Source organism: Pseudomonas silesiensis (genome assembly GCF_001661075.1).
Taxonomy (GTDB): domain Bacteria; phylum Pseudomonadota; class Gammaproteobacteria; order Pseudomonadales; family Pseudomonadaceae; genus Aquipseudomonas; species Aquipseudomonas silesiensis.
Genome location: NZ_CP014870.1, coordinates 2,120,770 through 2,135,867, shown reverse-complemented (window position 1 = coordinate 2,135,867; position 15,098 = coordinate 2,120,770). Strand labels below are relative to the sequence as shown.

The window sequence follows — 15,098 nt, the reverse complement described above, 5'->3', positions numbered from 1 at the left end:
TGTTATACCCCTTTGTTCGTTTGGCGCTGGGCAGCGACTTCGAGCACGGCCTGGACGATGCCGGTGTAGCCCGTGCAGCGACATAGATGCCCCGAAAGCATGTCGCGTACCTGGGTCTCGTCCGGGTTGGGTACCCGTTCGAGAAAATCCACGCAGGACATGAGAATGCCCGCAGTGCAAAAGCCGCACTGCAAGGCGTGATGACGGCGAAAGGCTTGTTGCAGGTCGCTCAGTGTGTCGTCGTCGGCCAGGGACTCGACGGTCTCGATACGCCGCTCGTGCCCCTGTACCGCGAGCATCAGGCAGGACCGCATGGCGACCCCGTCCACCAGCACCGTGCAGGCGCCGCAGACACCGTGTTCGCAACCGACATGGACACCGGTGGCACCGAGGTCGTGGCGCAGGAAGTCGCAGAGTTGGGTTCGCGGTTCGGCCAGTGCTTCGCGGGAGCGGCCATTGAGTTCCAGGCGAATCGGAAAGGTTTGGTCGGCAGTTACACGCATGTTCAGACTCCTTCGATCAGCTGATGACCCAGCTCGCGAACCAGTTGGCGGCGATAGGCGGCGCTGGCGTGCACGTCGTCTTGTGCATCGAGCGACCAGGCGGTTTGATTGAGCGCGTCAGGCAGCGCCGCACCCCGTGGCAGGCTGCGACGTTGCGGACGGTCGGCGACCCCGCCGATGCCGAGTTCGACCTGGTCCGTGCCGATGGCCGCGGCCAGGGAAACAATTGCAAAGTCGCCGTGGCGCATGGCGATTTCGCGGAAGCGATAGGTGATGCCTTCGCGCTTGAGCGGAAAACGCACCTCGACGACGAGTTCATCCGCACGCTTGTCGGTGGTGAGAATGCCTTGGAAGAAGTCGGCGGCCTTGACGATGCGCTTGCCTTTTTTCGACTCGAGAACGATCTCGCCGCCCAGTGTCACCAGGCACAGCGGCAACTCGGCGCTGGGGTCGGCGTGAGCCACCGAACCGCAGACCGTACCGCGATTACGCGTCTGGAAGTGGCCGATCCAGGGCATCGCCAGTGCCAATAAAGGCACCTCGTCCATCAGGGTCGAACGCGCCAGCAACTGCGCCTGTCGTACCCCGGCACCTACCGCCAGGCAATCCTTGCGCAGCTCGATATAGGCCAGCTCGGCCACATGATTGATATCGATCAGCAACTTGGGTTGAGCCAGGCGCATGTTCAGCACCGCCATCAGCGATTGGCCACCGGCGATGATGCGAGCTTCCTGGCCGTACTCGGCCAGCAGCTCAACCACCTGACGCCGGGTGTCAGCCCGAACGTAATCGAAAGCAGCCGGTTTCATTGCGCACCTCCCTTGCCAAACAGCGCGCCAAGCGAGGCCCGCAGTCGCGCCCACCAGCCGGTGGAGATGGCTTGGCCGCTGACCCGTTGCGACAGGCGAGTAAAGATTTGTCCGATGATCACTTTCGAGGCCCCTTGCAACATTCGGCCGCCGACCGCGGCAACCTTGCCGCTGACCGCCACCTGGTATTGGTATTCCAGACGCGTGTGGCCATTTTCCAGTTCGACGAAACGCACCTTGGCCTGGCCTTGGGCCGAGCCCATCGAACTGCTGCCGGAGCCGGACAGACGCAATGAATGCGGCGGGTCCAGATCACTCAGGGCAACCTTGGCCTCGAAGCGCGCGCGGATCATGCCGACGCCGACGGTGACGTCTGCGCGGTAACGGTTTTCGCCTTCAAGCACGAGGTCGTGGCAACCGGGAATGATCGCCGCCAGCGTCTGCGGGTCGAGCAAGGTGTCGAAGACCTGTTGCGGCGAAGCAGGAATCACCACCGAGTCGTTGGCCCGCAGTGCCGGTCCACCGGCAGTTGCTGCGTCCAGGTTTTCATCGGGTTCCATACCGGCGGGCCGTGGCGGCTCGTCGATCCCGATGAGCGTGCGTACTTTCGACGGCGTCAGTGGCAGACGGATGTCCGAGCGACCGAGGGCGTCGGCCACCGCGTTGGCGATGCACACCGGCGTGCTCATGTTGTTGCCCTCGCCCACACCCTTGGCGCCCAGCGGGGTGAATGGCGATGGCGTTTCCATGTGCAGGATCACCGGTTCGATCACTTCCGGTGCGGTCGGCACCAGATAGTCGGCGAAGGTCCCGGAGAGGAAGCTGCCGTCCTCGCCATAGGCAAACTCTTCCATCAGCGCCGCGCCGAGGCCTTGGGTGAAGCCACCACGAATCTGGCCGTCGACCAGCGCCGGGTTGAGCAGGCGGCCGGCGTCATGGCAGGTGACGTAGCGATCGATGTGGATCTCGCCGGTCATGCGGTCGATTTCCAGACCACAGATGTCGAAGACAAAGCCGTAGCACAGCGAGCTGTTGACCTGATCCTTGTCGTCCGGTGCCACCAATTGCGGCGGGCTCCAGAAGGCGGTTTCGCGCAGACCGCCGCTTTCACCTTCCGGCAGCAGGCCCGGCGACCAGTGGGTCGCACCGGCAATCCGGTGGAATGGCGCCACCGCCCCGCCATCGACGACAAAAATCTTGCCGCCCGCGAAACGTATATCTTCGGGACTGGCCTGCAATTGCTCGGCGGCAATCACGGCGAGGCGATCGCGGATCTTCAGCGCCGCCTTGTAGACGGCACCGGCCACAGCACCAGCGAAGCGGCTGGAATAGTTGCCAGAGGCAATCGACCAGGCGTCCTTCTGGGTGTCCAGCTCGACGTTGACCACGATGGATTCCAGCGCAACCCCAAGCACTTCGGCGACGACCTGAGCGACGGTGGTTTGATGGCCCTGCCCTTGCGGAGCCGAGGACACGTGCACACTGACGTCACCCAGCGGGCCGACGTTGATGGTTGCGGTGGCGACAGCGCCGTTTTTCGGACCGGCCTTGCGCCGCTCTTCGGGCGTCATCGCGGTGGTGATGTAACCCATGTTGGAAATCGATGGTTCGATGACTGCGGCATAACCAATGCCATAGATTCGGCCTTCGGCCCGCGCCTGATCACGACGTTTGAGCAACTCATCGAGTCCACCGTCAGCCGCCGCCATGGCAATGCCTGCCTGATAATTGCCGGAGTCGAGCAACGCACCGGCGGCCGCGCGATAAGGGAAGGCATCGGCCGGCACCAGGTTGCGGCGGATCACATCCAACGGGTCGAGCTTTAACTGCACGGCGATATGCTGCAACAGTCGCTCCAGGGCGAAATACACCTGCGGGCCACCAAAACCACGGTTCAGGCCGGAAGGGGTTTTGTTGGTCAGCACCACGCGGTTGCGCACAAGCAAATTACGGATTGCGTAGGCCCCCGTCAGGTTGCCGTGCATGCGGTAGAACGTCGCCGGTTCAGGCGCTCTCAGGTAGGCCCCGCAATCGTCGATCTGGTCATAACGCAACGCGGTGATGCGGCCATCCGCTTCGACCGCCGCTTCAATTTCGGTCACCCGATTGGTCGCCGAAGAAGCCCCCTGAAGATGCTCCAGACGGTCCTCGACCCACTTCACCGGTGCGCCGACCTTGCGTGACGCCAGCCCCATCATCACCACGTAAGGGAACACCCCTTGCTTGATGCCAAAGCTGCCGCCGGAATCTTTCGGAGTGCGCAAACGCAAGCGGTTGCCGGGCACATTCAGTGCCCGGGCCATGACCGTGTGCAACGCATAGGGGCCCTGGAAATTGGCCAGCACGTCATAGATGCCGGTGGCGCGCTCGTACTGAGCCAGCACCACATAGCATTCAATGGGTGTGCAGGAACTGCGCGGAAACTTCACTTTGAGCGAGACCTTGTGCGGCGCCTGCTCGAACGCCTGCTCCGGCTCGCCATAACGAAAGCGCCGTTCGTTGACCACGTTGCTTCCGACTGCTTCGTGCAGGATCGGCGCCTGCTCGGCAGTGGCCAGTTCGGGATCAATGATCGGGGGCAGCGGCTCGTATTCAACGCGCACACCTTCGATGGCGTCCTCGGCCAGATAGCGGCTCTCGGCGATCACCACGGCCACCGGCTCTCCGACGTAACGCACCTTGTCGACGGCGACGCACCAGTGCTCCATCGGCTGGCGCACACCCACCGGAAACGGCAGCGCCCAGCGTTTGACGTCTTCGCCGACCAGCACGCCGTGCACGCCTTTCATCAGCAGCGCTTTGGCAAAGTCCACCGAAGTGATCCGCGCATGAGCGTGGGGTGAACGGATGATCGCCGCATGTAGCGTACCCGGAGGAATCGCAGCGTCATCGGCATAACAGCCGAGGCCGCGCAACAATGCGGCGTCCTCGACACGGGCCTGACGGGCGCCGATGTGGCCGGTCTGGCTTTCGGTAGCAGGTTGGAAACTGGTCATTTTTTTCGCGGCTCTTGTTGTTTTGCAGCGCGATAGCGTTAGAGCCGAGTGTGTGAGAAAGGCGCAGGGAGCGCCTTGCCTGGGCAGATGGAGTTCTGCGCTGGGGTCTGAAAATTTGCCTTAGCGTCTGATTTTCAGGGCTGGGACCAGACAGAATTGCCGGTCAGGGATGGGATGCGGGCTGGCTCAGGAACGCTTCGATTTCTGCGTAGGGCATCGGTTTGGCAAAGTAATACCCCTGAAAAATATCGCAGCGACTGCCCCTCAGGAAATCCACCTGGGACGCAGTTTCCACGCCTTCGGCGACCACCGTCAGGCTGAGGTGATGGGCCATGGAAATAATGCCTTGGGTGATCGCTGCATCATGATGGTCGGTGGCGATTTCCTGGATGAACGAGCGGTCGATCTTGATCTTGTCGATGGGCAACCGCTTGAGGTAGCTGAGGCTGGAAAAACCGGTGCCGAAATCATCGAGCGCAATGCGTACACCCAGGGCCTTGAGCCGGTGCAACGTGTCGATGGCCTGTTCAGCGTTATGCAACAGAAGCGACTCGGTGATCTCCAGCTCCAACTGCTCACCACGCAGACCATGTTTCTCCAGGGCGGCCTGGACACACTGGACGAACTGGCCACGCTGGAAATGCATCGGCGAAATATTCACGGCCATCGAGATACCCGTGATGCCCTGCTCGCCTAGCTGGCGCAGCTGCGCACAGGCCGTATCGAGTACCCAAAGGCTCAGCGGGATGATCTGACCGCTGTCCTCTGCCACCGGTATAAACACCGCGGGTGAGATAAATCCTTTTTCCGGATGCGCCCACCGTAGCAACGCTTCGATCCCGACCACTCGGCCCGTGCGCGCTTCTATCTGCGGTTGATAATGCAACTTGAACGACTGGGTTTCGATAGCCTTCTGCAGGTCATTGCGCAGGCTCGCGTGCTCGCAAACGCGCTGATTAAGATCGCTGGTGTACCACTGAAAGTTATTGCGCCCTTGCTGCTTGGCTTTGTACATGGCCATGTCAGCCTGCTGGATCAGCTGCATCGGCTGCTCGATGTGACCATCGCTCAGGGTGATGCCGACACTTGCACTCACGTGCAGGTCAATGCCCTGGATGCAGTAGGGTCTGGCAATGCTGGCCATCAAGCGCTCGGCCACCGGTACCACGTCCTCATCACGAAGCAGGTCCGGCAGCAGCACGATAAATTCGTCACCGCCCATGCGCACGATGGTATCGCCGGGACGAACCTGCCGGGTCATACGCTGTGCCACCTCGATCAGCACCTGATCGCCGAAGTAGTGCCCGATCGAATCGTTGATGGATTTGAATCCATCCAGATCAATGCACATCACCGCCAGACGACGCTTACGCCGACGACTGATGTGACAATCCAGAATAAGCCGGTCTTCAAGCGAAACACGGTTAAGCAAACCGGTCAGCCGGTCATGGCTGGCGTTGAAACTCAATTGGCGCTCGTAATGCTTCTGCTCGCTGATGTCCCGGGCGATGCCAAATACCCCGACGATCTCGCCATTGACCATGATCGGCAGGTTGGAGATGTCCATGGTCAACAGTTTGCCGCTCTCGTCGAGAACCCGTGCCTCGAAGCGTTGAGGCGCTCCGGCGCGGGCTGCGGAAAAATGCTGACTGACCCGTTCCAGGTCTTCTTCAAGCACCAGATGGGAAAAGTGATGACCAATGAAATCGATTGCAGTGTGCGGTTTCAGCTTCAAGCCCGCTGGATTCACACTCTGGATGTTGCCGGCCAGATCGAGGGCGAACACCGGGTTGGGATTGTAGGTGAACAATGAACGAAAACGTTGTTCGCTTGCCTCCAGACATTGGCCGTCACGCTCATGGCGGATCGCAATGGCCGCCAGCTGCGCCGCGCAGGTCAGCCGTTGAAGCTGCGCCTCACTCGGCCTGTTTGCCCGATTCTGGTACAGCGCAAACGTCCCTAACACGCAGCCCTGATGCGAGAATAACGGCAATGACCAGCAGGAGCGCAGATTGTGCCCCAGCGCCAGGCCGCGAAAACGCTCCCAGCTTGGGTCCCGGGCGATGTCTTCGGTGACAACCAGCTCGCGCCGGAACGCTGCGGTGCCGCAGGTCCCTTCCTGAGGGCCAATGAGCATGCCATGGATCGCCCGACTGTATTCAGGCGGTAGACCTGGTGCCGCACCGTTGAGCAAATGCTTGCCCTGCGCATCGGTGAGCAGAATCGAACAACGCGTGTCAGGATCTTGCGCGTCGAGCATCAAACAGATGGCGGCAAGAATGTCGTCCAGTGGATGATTGGTCGCGATCATGCCGAGAATGTCACGTTGCGACTCGGGAAGAGCCACGCCGTGAAAACTCGTGCGGGGGGTATTCATGGTGGTTCCTGAAGACTGCCGAGACCATCCGATCTCAAAGAGTCTGGAAAAGTGGGCGGCCGGGCACAGTCCGCTCGCACTCCGATCGCGCACTTTATAAAGCACCGACCTGGGTACAAAAAGGCTCAGATACAGGATAAAAAACCGTATCAGATTGGCCGTTCGGTTGGGTTTGCTGTCCTGGAGTCGGGGCAAAATTTCTGACTTCTACAAACAGAACTTTCTGTGCCCCAAATGCGATTTCAGGTCGACCCCGGCATCCTGCGTACCGAGTTTCGCCACTTCGACAACCCTGTGTTCAGGTCAATCTGGCGAGGCGCCACTCAAATTTTCAATCAATGACGGGGTCACCACTGCGCGATATCCATCGGCATTGGGGTGCAATCCATCCGCAACATACTGATTAAACAAGTCGGGATTTGATTTCAAGACCGCCTCCCACCTTGGATAATTGTCGATCAGACGAAGTCCCCTGGCTGTTGCGACATCCCGGTACATCTGGAAGTAATCCCTTAACTGCGGTCTCTGCACCGCTGAGGGTCCAATCACGGGATTCATCACCATTAAAATGACCTCCGTCGATGACTTGGCAGCCTTGATCCGGTCAATCATTAGCTCAAGGTTTTTCCGTGCTTGTTCGACAGTGGTGTTGTTGGGAAGGAAAGCGTCGTTGACCGCGAATTCGATAAACACCGTATCCGGGCTTTTGGAAATAACTCGGCTGTCGAGATTTTCAACACCCCATCCCGACCACATCGAACCCTTGCCACTGTTTATAACCGTGGCACGTCCAGGGTAACGCTGATTCAAATCATCCCCAAGCTGCTGCACCCAGGCGCCAGAGGCCGTCAAGCTCGTGCCATAAGCTACGACGTTCTGCGCCTTGCCTGCATCCAGGTTTGAATAGAGAGCGCTTGGCTGACCAGCAAAGCTGGCCGCGCTCAACGACAGTAACATTCCGGCAAACAGAGCCTTGGCCCACAAATAATTCATTCAACTGTCCCGATCTTTTCACAGGTGGGAAGGATGAACCTGTGAGCTTGAGGCGTCCAACAGATTTGGGCGGGTGGCATTGGTTCTCACCCCCACCAGATGTCAGGATAGTTGTCGTGTTCGCTCGGGAAAGGGGACAAATTTATTTTCAGCAGTAATTTTCGAATGGAAAAGCAGCAAAAAATAAATCCGTCACCTTTTCTGGTCACCTTTTCTGTCGTAGCGCCGATCAACGCCCGGGTTGAGAAGGTCGCCCACGGACCCTTCTTTAAAGCCATCTGGCCCCATCGGGCGATCATTGCAATCGACAATTGGTTTGAATGGGTTTACGAAGGCGGCCCTAAAAAACAGCCCTACCTGATTCGCCATCGTGACCGGTCGCCAATCTTCTGCGCTGCAATTGGCCAATACCCGATCGGCGAACATGAACCAGGAGAGCATGACGGTTTCGTCATCATCACCGCCGACAGCGCCGGGGGCATGGTGGATATCCACGACCGCAGGCCCGTGGTGCTATCACCGGAACTGGCCCGGGAATGGCTGGACCCCGCCACGCCCAAGGAGCGCGCCGAGCAGATGGTGTTGCTTCAAGGCGAGCCGACCGAGGCTTTCGAATGGTTCAAGGTCGACTTCGCTGTAGGAAACGTGCGGAACCAAGGGGCCGAACTGATTGAGCCGTTGTAAAAACAAACCACAGTAAACTGCACGCCATTCTTTCTAACGCCACCAAGATGCGCGTTACGGCGGCTCGCGAGGGTGACCAGTTCCAGCTTGGTTGTGTGTACGTCGCTATTTGTACTCAGAAATCTTTTTTCGAAAAGGGCTCTTCGCCCGCTTGATCATTAACTATTCTCAGGACGCCTTTGGTCACGAAAAAGGTTGTCGTAGCATCTCCCGCCTCGTAAGAGTTTCGCCACCGGCCCCATTCGTTTGTATTGGTAAGAAATGTTGACCAAACGACCTGCCTCTCGGTGATGTTGCATCGGTAAAGGAACGTATTTCCGTCGTCACGCTGGTACGAGATCTCAGGCATAGGGTCGGATTGACGAGTTTTCATTGTTTTCGCATCTCGTCCCATCTCTACCGCAATCGCTGCTTTGCATATCTCGATGTTCGAGAAATTATGAGCTTGCACAGAGGTGCAAAAGCTGAACATTGCAAGCATCCCAACGACAGTCTTCTTCTGCATATCCACTCCATTCGACGAGGCAATTCGTCAGTGAATGTTCACTCTAATTGAGATGATAGCTGTCATTCGATCCCTCATCACATTCATGGAGGGAAGGCGCCGCGCCGAACCTTCACCGTGACTTCGCTGACCTTCAGCCTTGCGGCGATCTGTTTATTCAGCAGCCCGGTCACTACCAGATTAATGACATCACGCTCGCCTTGGGAGAGGCTGGCATGGCGGCTCAGCAACTGCTCAAGGCTGTGTGGGGCCCATCGCACACCACCGATACGCCTTACCTTCGAGTATTCATGGGGGGGCCTGCGTAAAAAAGTCGAGGCAGACCCTTCCCTGCCGCGACACCTCATCACCGAAACGGGGGTTGGGTATCGCTTTGAACGAGCCCCGTGAAAGACAGGACACCGTTTCCCCCTTACGATAAGGGATAGGCAAACGGTTATGTTTATGACTAACAGCAACGATAAGAGTGGGGAGCTTTTGGGCCAGGAGCGGCGGCGCCGCTGGAGCCCGGAGCAAAAACTGGCCATGGTTCGCGAGAGCCTTGAGCCAGGACAAAGTGTGTCGGTCGTCGCTCGGCGCAACGGCATCAATGCCAACCAACTGTTCCTGTGGCGCAAGTTGTATCAGGACGGCAGCCTGTCGGCGGTCAGTGCTGGCGAAGCCGTGGTGCCTGCCTCCGAGCTGAGCGATGCGCTTAAGCAGATCCGTGAACTGCAACGGATGCTGGGCAAGAAAACGATGGAAGCCGAAATCCTCAAAGAGGCCGTGGAGATCGCCCGGTCGCGAAAATGGATTGCGCACTCACCCTTGTTGCCGGGGGACGACCAGTGAAGCTGGTCAGCGAATGTCTCGGTGTGGCGCGCTCGCAATTAACGGTTCGAATCAAGCAATCGGTATCGCCCAAAGTGCGGCGAAGCAGGCCTGTGAACGATGTAGAGCTGGTCGCTGAAATCCAGCAAGAGGTCAGCGAACTGCCCAGCTATGGATACCGTCGCGTCTGGGGACTGCTGCGTCGTGCACGTGAAAAGCGGTCGCTGCCGGCGATCAACGTGAAGCGGGTTTACCGGGTCATGCGTGATCACAACTTGCTGCTTGAGCGGCGGATCAAACAGCCCGGTGTGCCGCGTCGGCACGAAGGCCGTATTGCCGTGAAGACCAGTGATACACGTTGGTGCTCGGATGGCTTTGAGTTCCGTTGTGAGGACGGTGCCAAACTGAGCGTGACCTTCGCCCTGGACTGCTGCGACCGCGAAGCCATCGGCTGGGTCGCGAGCCCGACCGGGTACAGCGGCGATGATATCCGCGACTTGATGCTGGAAAGCGTGGAGAAGCGTTTTGGTGATCAACTGCCCACTACGCCGGTGCAATGGCTGAGCGACAACGGCTCGGCGTACACCGCCGAACAGACACGCCTGTTTGCTCGGCAGATCGGTTTGCAGCCGGTGACCACACCGGTGCGCAGCCCGCAGAGCAACGGCATGGCTGAGAGCTTCGTGAAGACGATCAAGCGTGACTATGTGGCACACATGCCCAAACCGGATCGGGAAACCGCACTGCGTAATTTGGCAATTGCCTTCGAACACTACAACGAGCAGCATCCACACAGCGCCTTGAACTATCGCTCTCCGAGGGAGTTCAGGCGCTTAGCGGCAGCATCAATTTAACGGGGAATTGGTGTCCGGTTTGGTAGGGGCAAGTCCACGCTTCATACCTTGAGCCTGTATTTACGGGAGTAAAACTTTTAAATACGCGGTTCCATTAGTACAAAGCTTCTGTGCTGGAGGTACATGGCACTGCGTTGCTGGACCGCTCTCGTGCGTAAAGCGTCACTGAAGCGCGCAGCTTGTTGCCGCCGAAAGCACACATCTTGTCGAACGCCTTGTGACTGACGGGAAGATGCTGGCAGTCGAGTGCCTGACGGTGCTGACTGTGATCAATGTCCGGATCATGCAGGTAGACGAAGTCTTCATCGTAGTCAGTGACAATGACCCAGTGCGGGGCTTTGGAGCGGGTCAGACGGTAGCTGCTGATCAGCACCAAGGGCTGACCGCCGGCCTTCAGCGTGAGCGCCAGATCCAGCTGGTTGCTGCTGACATGCTCCACATCACTGTGCCGAAGTTCCGTACAGAACTCTTCGTGTACCAAGCGAATGACCTCCTTTTTGTGTTCGTTGCGCACTCCGTCGAGAAATAGCGGGCCGGCGATACTGACTTGCAGGCGTACTCGAAACCCTCGGCGCCAGGCCGCCAATGCCAAACCTTGGGGACTGCACCCGCCGTGTCCTGAAGTCATGAACACCGTCGTGGCTTCACGCCAGATTTGCAGTTCGTCCCGGCGCTCGATCAAGCGATCGGGTTGCAAGGCCCTCATGGCCATCAAGAGGCAAGCCGGACCACAGGTAAACTCAGTGGTTTGTTGGTAGTAGGGCACCTGGAATTCACGGCTTTCCCGATGCTGCAGAATGCGCTTCTCCAAACGCAACGCATGCGCATGGTCTTCGTAGTAGTCATGAAATACAGCGAAGCGTCGGTAACCGTTACGCTCATAAAGACTGATAGCGACGGGATTATCCGGCCGCACCTCCAGTCGCAGGTAAGCGCAGTCGTGCGCGCGAGCGCAATCTTCCGCCTGATCCAATAGCTGTTTTCCAAGACCGAGGCCGCGGCTGTGGGTGGCGATTGCGATTGAATACAGTCGCGCCAGAGAGGTGCCACGGTGAAACAGGACCAGACAGTAGCCCATCAGTTGACTCCCATCTTGCGCAACGATCAGGCTGGCATGGGCTCGGCTGATCATCCACTGAAAACTGCGGGTCGTCAGTCGATCAGAGGTAAAGCATTGGTTCTCCAGTTCCAGCAGAGACTTCAGATCATCCTGTGTAGCATTGCGAAATAACAGACTCATAGCCCCACCGTAAAATTTGCGTAACGAAACGAGACTTTTTAAAAGTATCGTGCTTAATAGATAAGGACTTGTTCTCCAACGGACCTTTTCATATGTCAGCGGTACAGGGCGGCTTGCGTGAAGTATCAGAGCAAAATCGGTTAACGGCAATATCAAACCTGACTTATTTACCGGAGACACCGGGAAGATCCAGCCAGGTGATTATTATTGTTGAACGAAAAGAAGACTGGGTCTCTTACTTCCCCTCGGAGGATGTGATGAGTGCGCAGGAGTACCTGGAACAGCCTCTTGAAATCGAAGCCGGCAAGCGCGTCCAGGTTATTAATCTGTGCCGAAGCTACAAGTATCTGGGGCACGGGTATTACTGTTCACTGCTGGCAGAAGCACGCGGCCATAAAGTTATTCCGTCCGTGCGAACGATCAGCGAGCTGACCCGAAAGTCACTGTATGGACTGGCACTGGATGATCTGGACAAAGCGCTCGACAAAGCACTGAACAACCATCTTTATAGTAATACCGAAGGATTCACGCTGACCCTGTACTTTGGTAAAACCAATCTTGAACCCCTGCAGGAACTGGCACGGCAAATTTTCGAAATCTTCCCCTGTCCAATCCTCTTGGTAGAGTTCCGTAAAAGCAATAGTTGGCGCATCGACGGAATAAAGTCCGGCGTCTTGCAAAAGCTACGCGAAGACCAGGAGGATCAGTTTGCCAACTCGCTGGACAGTTTCAGCCGCAAGATCTGGCGAATGCCTCGCTCACCACGTGTGGCCCGCTACGACCTGGCCATATTGCATGACCCGCAAGAAGCGCTGCCACCTTCCAATGCCAAGGCGCTGGAGAATTTTATCCGGGTCGGCAAAGGTCTGGGCATTGATGTCGATCTGATCGAAAAGAAAGACTATTCACGGATCGCCGAGTATGACGCCCTGCTGATTCGCGAAACCACCAGCGTGGATAACCATACCTACCGCTTCGCCAAAAAGGCGGAAAGCGAAGGTCTGGTAGTGATGGACGATCCGGCTTCAATCCTGCGCTGTACCAACAAGGTGTACCTGACTGATCTACTCAAAAGCCATCAATTGGGTATGCCGGCAACCGAGATTCTCTACAAGGAACGACCGGAAGACTTCGAGCGAGTGGGTGAACGCCTGGGCTTTCCGTTAGTGCTGAAGATTCCCGATGGCTGCTTTTCCCGGGGCGTAATCAAGGTCGAAAGCCAACAGGCACTGCTGGAAGCCACCGCTGAGCTATTCGAACACTCAGTGCTGCTACTGGCTCAGGAATTCTTTTACACCGAGTACGACTGGCGCATTGGCGTGCTCAACCGCAAACCGATTTTCGCCTGCCAGTACTTCATGTCCAAAGGTCACTGGCAGATCTACAACCACAAAGCCAAGGGCCATGACATCAACGGCGAATGCCGCACACTGGCGGTCCACGAGGCCCCAAGAGCCGTGGTTGAACTCGCGGTGAAGACCGCCAACCTCATTGGTGATGGTTTGTACGGGGTCGACCTGAAACAGGCGGGGGACAAGGTGGTGGTCATCGAGGTTAACGACAACCCCAACATGGACGCGGGCATCGAAGACGCTTACTTGCAGGACGACCTGTATTCCCTGGTTCTGGAAGAGTTCATTCGCCGCCTTGAGCTGAAACGTCGCGGTCAGGCCTGGTGAACACTTGATCCGGTACACAGCCTGCAAGACACTGACTTCCTCCGTCATCAACGCCATAGGTCAGACGTGATCAAGAGTTTTCAGCTCGCCAATGGGGCACTGGTACCGGTTGAACAGTTCAATGCCGATGTAATGTTGTTCAGTAATCCCGATGCGGCAGAACGGGATCTGTTGCGCAGCGATTTCAAACTGGACGATCACGCGCTGGCTTCGGCACTGGATCCAGACGAAGTCTCACGCATCGAATTCCATCCGGATAACCTGTTCTTGATCTGGAAGCGTCCGGAAAGTTACTCGGGCGGAGAGAGCCTGACCTTTGAGGTCTCGTCGTTCGGCTTGCTGTTCTCTAAAACACGCTTGCTGATCATCGCGACTGACGATTCCCAGTTGAGTGGCCTGGGGCAACGGCACCCCTTGCACACACCGCAGGATGTGCTGCTGGACATACTGTTCAACAACCTCCACCACTACCTGGGTCACCTCAAAGTGATCAAGATGGTGGCTCGCGAGTTACAGCAGAAATTCAATGCCTCGATGGAGAATCGGCATCTGATCCAGATGTTCAACCTCAGCGAGAGCCTGATCTATTACATCAACGCGATTCACAGCAATGGTGCTGTCCTGACCCGGCTGCGCAACCACGCGGAAAAAGAGCACTTCAGCATCGAGGCGATCGCGCTGATCGACGATCTGATCATCGAGAACACCCAGTGCAACAAACAGGCGGAAATCTACTCCAGGGTGTTTGCCGGCTTGATCGATGCACGCGGCAATTTGATGAACAACACCATGAACAACCTGCTACGCAAACTGACGTTGATCAATGTGGTCTTCCTGCCTCTGAACCTGATCGCCAGCATTGGTGGCATGTCCGAGTTCAGCATGATGACGTCCGCCGTCCCCTGGTGGGTTGCCTATCCGCTTTTGCTCACGGGAATGCTGGTTGCAGGGGGCCTGATGGTCCTCGCGCTCAAGCGTCTGACACGGGGTTCATCCAGCATGAATGGTCCGCATTGAACGCGGCGGCTTCTAACTTCTCGCACCGCCGCCCCCCCCTGCCCCCTCGGATACTCGATGACTCTTTACATCTCAAACTGTGTGCCCAGTTCTATCACCCGGTTCAATGGCAACTTGAAGTGCTTCAGATTGCTATTGGCATTCTTCAGCAAAAAGGCGAACAGGCTTTCTCGCCAACGAGCCATACCGGTGCGCTTGGTCGGGATCACCGTTTCCCGACTGAGGAATAGGTCGTGCGCATCGGACTGAAGTCCAGCTCGGTCAAGTGACAGAGACTCAGCGCCAAGGGGACATCAGGCTCCTCGATAAAGCCAAAGTGCAGACTGACCCGGAAGAAGCCTTCACCAGAGGAGCGCCTTGTCTTTGCGGCGCAGTTCGCGCTCGAGTTTCTGGATGCGTTGCTTGTCTTTACGGGACTGTTCCCGGTCCTCTTTTTGCTGGGGCTTTTCCCAGACTGCGAATTGTCGGAGATACCCTCCTCCCCGCATATTCTGCGACACACTTGACGCTAACAGCTTCACGATCGCAGAAACCCGACCACTATCGCTAACCTGGAAGGTATCGCTCGCATGGCGAAGGCAAGGCGAACTTTCTTTCATGGCTAAGGCGTGGCTGGAGTTAGCCCGTGGTT

General features: G+C 57.5%; 10 protein-coding genes and 4 pseudogenes. 5 read left to right on the top strand and 9 right to left on the bottom strand.

Annotation, left to right across the window (positions count from 1 at the left end):
- Positions 1-2: 2 nt before the first annotated feature.
- From PMA3_RS09790 to PMA3_RS09770, 5 genes are all read right to left on the bottom strand, one after another.
- Positions 3-503 (bottom strand): (2Fe-2S)-binding protein, encoded by a 501-nt coding sequence (locus PMA3_RS09790; protein WP_008060977.1) that lies wholly within the window; start codon positions 501-503, stop codon positions 3-5.
- A gap of 2 nt (positions 504-505) precedes the next feature.
- Complete coding sequence (locus PMA3_RS09785; protein ID WP_010799162.1) at positions 506-1,312, bottom strand: FAD binding domain-containing protein; 807 nt, start codon at positions 1,310-1,312, stop codon at positions 506-508.
- A complete protein-coding gene (locus tag PMA3_RS09780) occupies positions 1,309-4,308 on the bottom strand; it encodes a xanthine dehydrogenase family protein molybdopterin-binding subunit (RefSeq protein ID WP_064676947.1) in 3,000 nt (999 codons plus the stop codon). The genes PMA3_RS09785 and PMA3_RS09780 overlap by 4 nt, the downstream gene beginning before the upstream one ends.
- A gap of 163 nt (positions 4,309-4,471) precedes the next feature.
- A complete protein-coding gene (locus PMA3_RS09775; protein WP_064676946.1) occupies positions 4,472-6,685 on the bottom strand; it encodes a putative bifunctional diguanylate cyclase/phosphodiesterase in 2,214 nt (737 codons plus the stop codon).
- A gap of 303 nt (positions 6,686-6,988) precedes the next feature.
- Entirely contained in the window at positions 6,989-7,678 is a 690-nt protein-coding gene (locus PMA3_RS09770; RefSeq protein ID WP_082930284.1) for an SGNH/GDSL hydrolase family protein, read from the bottom strand.
- Between the two features lie 225 nt (positions 7,679-7,903).
- Between PMA3_RS09770 and PMA3_RS09765 the strand changes: the two are divergent.
- Positions 7,904-8,362: pseudogene (locus tag PMA3_RS09765) on the top strand (SOS response-associated peptidase family protein); the annotation flags it as partial.
- A 115-nt stretch (positions 8,363-8,477) separates the two neighbouring features.
- On the opposite strand, the gene PMA3_RS09760 reads toward PMA3_RS09765, so the two are convergent.
- Positions 8,478-8,867: a hypothetical protein gene (locus tag PMA3_RS09760; RefSeq protein ID WP_237140704.1), complete on the bottom strand. Its 390-nt coding sequence runs from the start codon at positions 8,865-8,867 to the stop codon at positions 8,478-8,480.
- Positions 8,868-8,962: 95 nt separating this feature from the next.
- Positions 8,963-9,097, bottom strand: a pseudogene (locus PMA3_RS33035) (LuxR C-terminal-related transcriptional regulator); the annotation flags it as partial.
- Between PMA3_RS33035 and PMA3_RS33030 the strand changes: the two are divergent.
- Both PMA3_RS33030 and PMA3_RS30635 read left to right on the top strand, forming a co-directional pair.
- A pseudogene (locus PMA3_RS33030) lies at positions 9,092-9,257 on the top strand (winged helix-turn-helix domain-containing protein); the annotation flags it as partial. The pseudogenes PMA3_RS33035 and PMA3_RS33030 sit on opposite strands and share 6 nt — an antisense overlap.
- A gap of 54 nt (positions 9,258-9,311) precedes the next feature.
- A protein-coding gene (locus PMA3_RS30635) for an IS3 family transposase (protein WP_405047541.1) occupies positions 9,312-10,531 on the top strand; the annotation gives its coding sequence in 2 pieces (ribosomal slippage) (positions 9,312-9,657 and positions 9,657-10,531; 1,221 coding nt in all).
- A 94-nt stretch (positions 10,532-10,625) separates the two neighbouring features.
- On the opposite strand, the gene rimI is transcribed toward PMA3_RS30635, so the two are convergent.
- Positions 10,626-11,771, bottom strand: a complete 1,146-nt coding sequence (gene rimI, locus PMA3_RS09745; RefSeq protein WP_064676945.1) for a ribosomal protein S18-alanine N-acetyltransferase — start codon at positions 11,769-11,771, stop codon at positions 10,626-10,628.
- Between the two features lie 92 nt (positions 11,772-11,863).
- Here rimI and PMA3_RS09740 point away from each other — a divergent pair, with 92 nt between their 5' ends.
- Both PMA3_RS09740 and PMA3_RS09735 read left to right on the top strand, forming a co-directional pair.
- Entirely contained in the window at positions 11,864-13,450 is a 1,587-nt protein-coding gene (locus PMA3_RS09740; RefSeq protein ID WP_064676944.1) for a RimK family protein, read from the top strand.
- 66 nt (positions 13,451-13,516) lie between these two features.
- Entirely contained in the window at positions 13,517-14,467 is a 951-nt protein-coding gene (locus tag PMA3_RS09735; RefSeq protein ID WP_064676943.1) for a magnesium transporter CorA family protein, read from the top strand.
- 65 nt (positions 14,468-14,532) lie between these two features.
- Here the strand turns inward: PMA3_RS09735 and PMA3_RS30630 are convergent.
- A pseudogene (locus PMA3_RS30630) lies at positions 14,533-14,813 on the bottom strand (KUP/HAK/KT family potassium transporter); the annotation flags it as partial.
- Between the last annotated feature and the right edge of the window lie 285 nt (positions 14,814-15,098).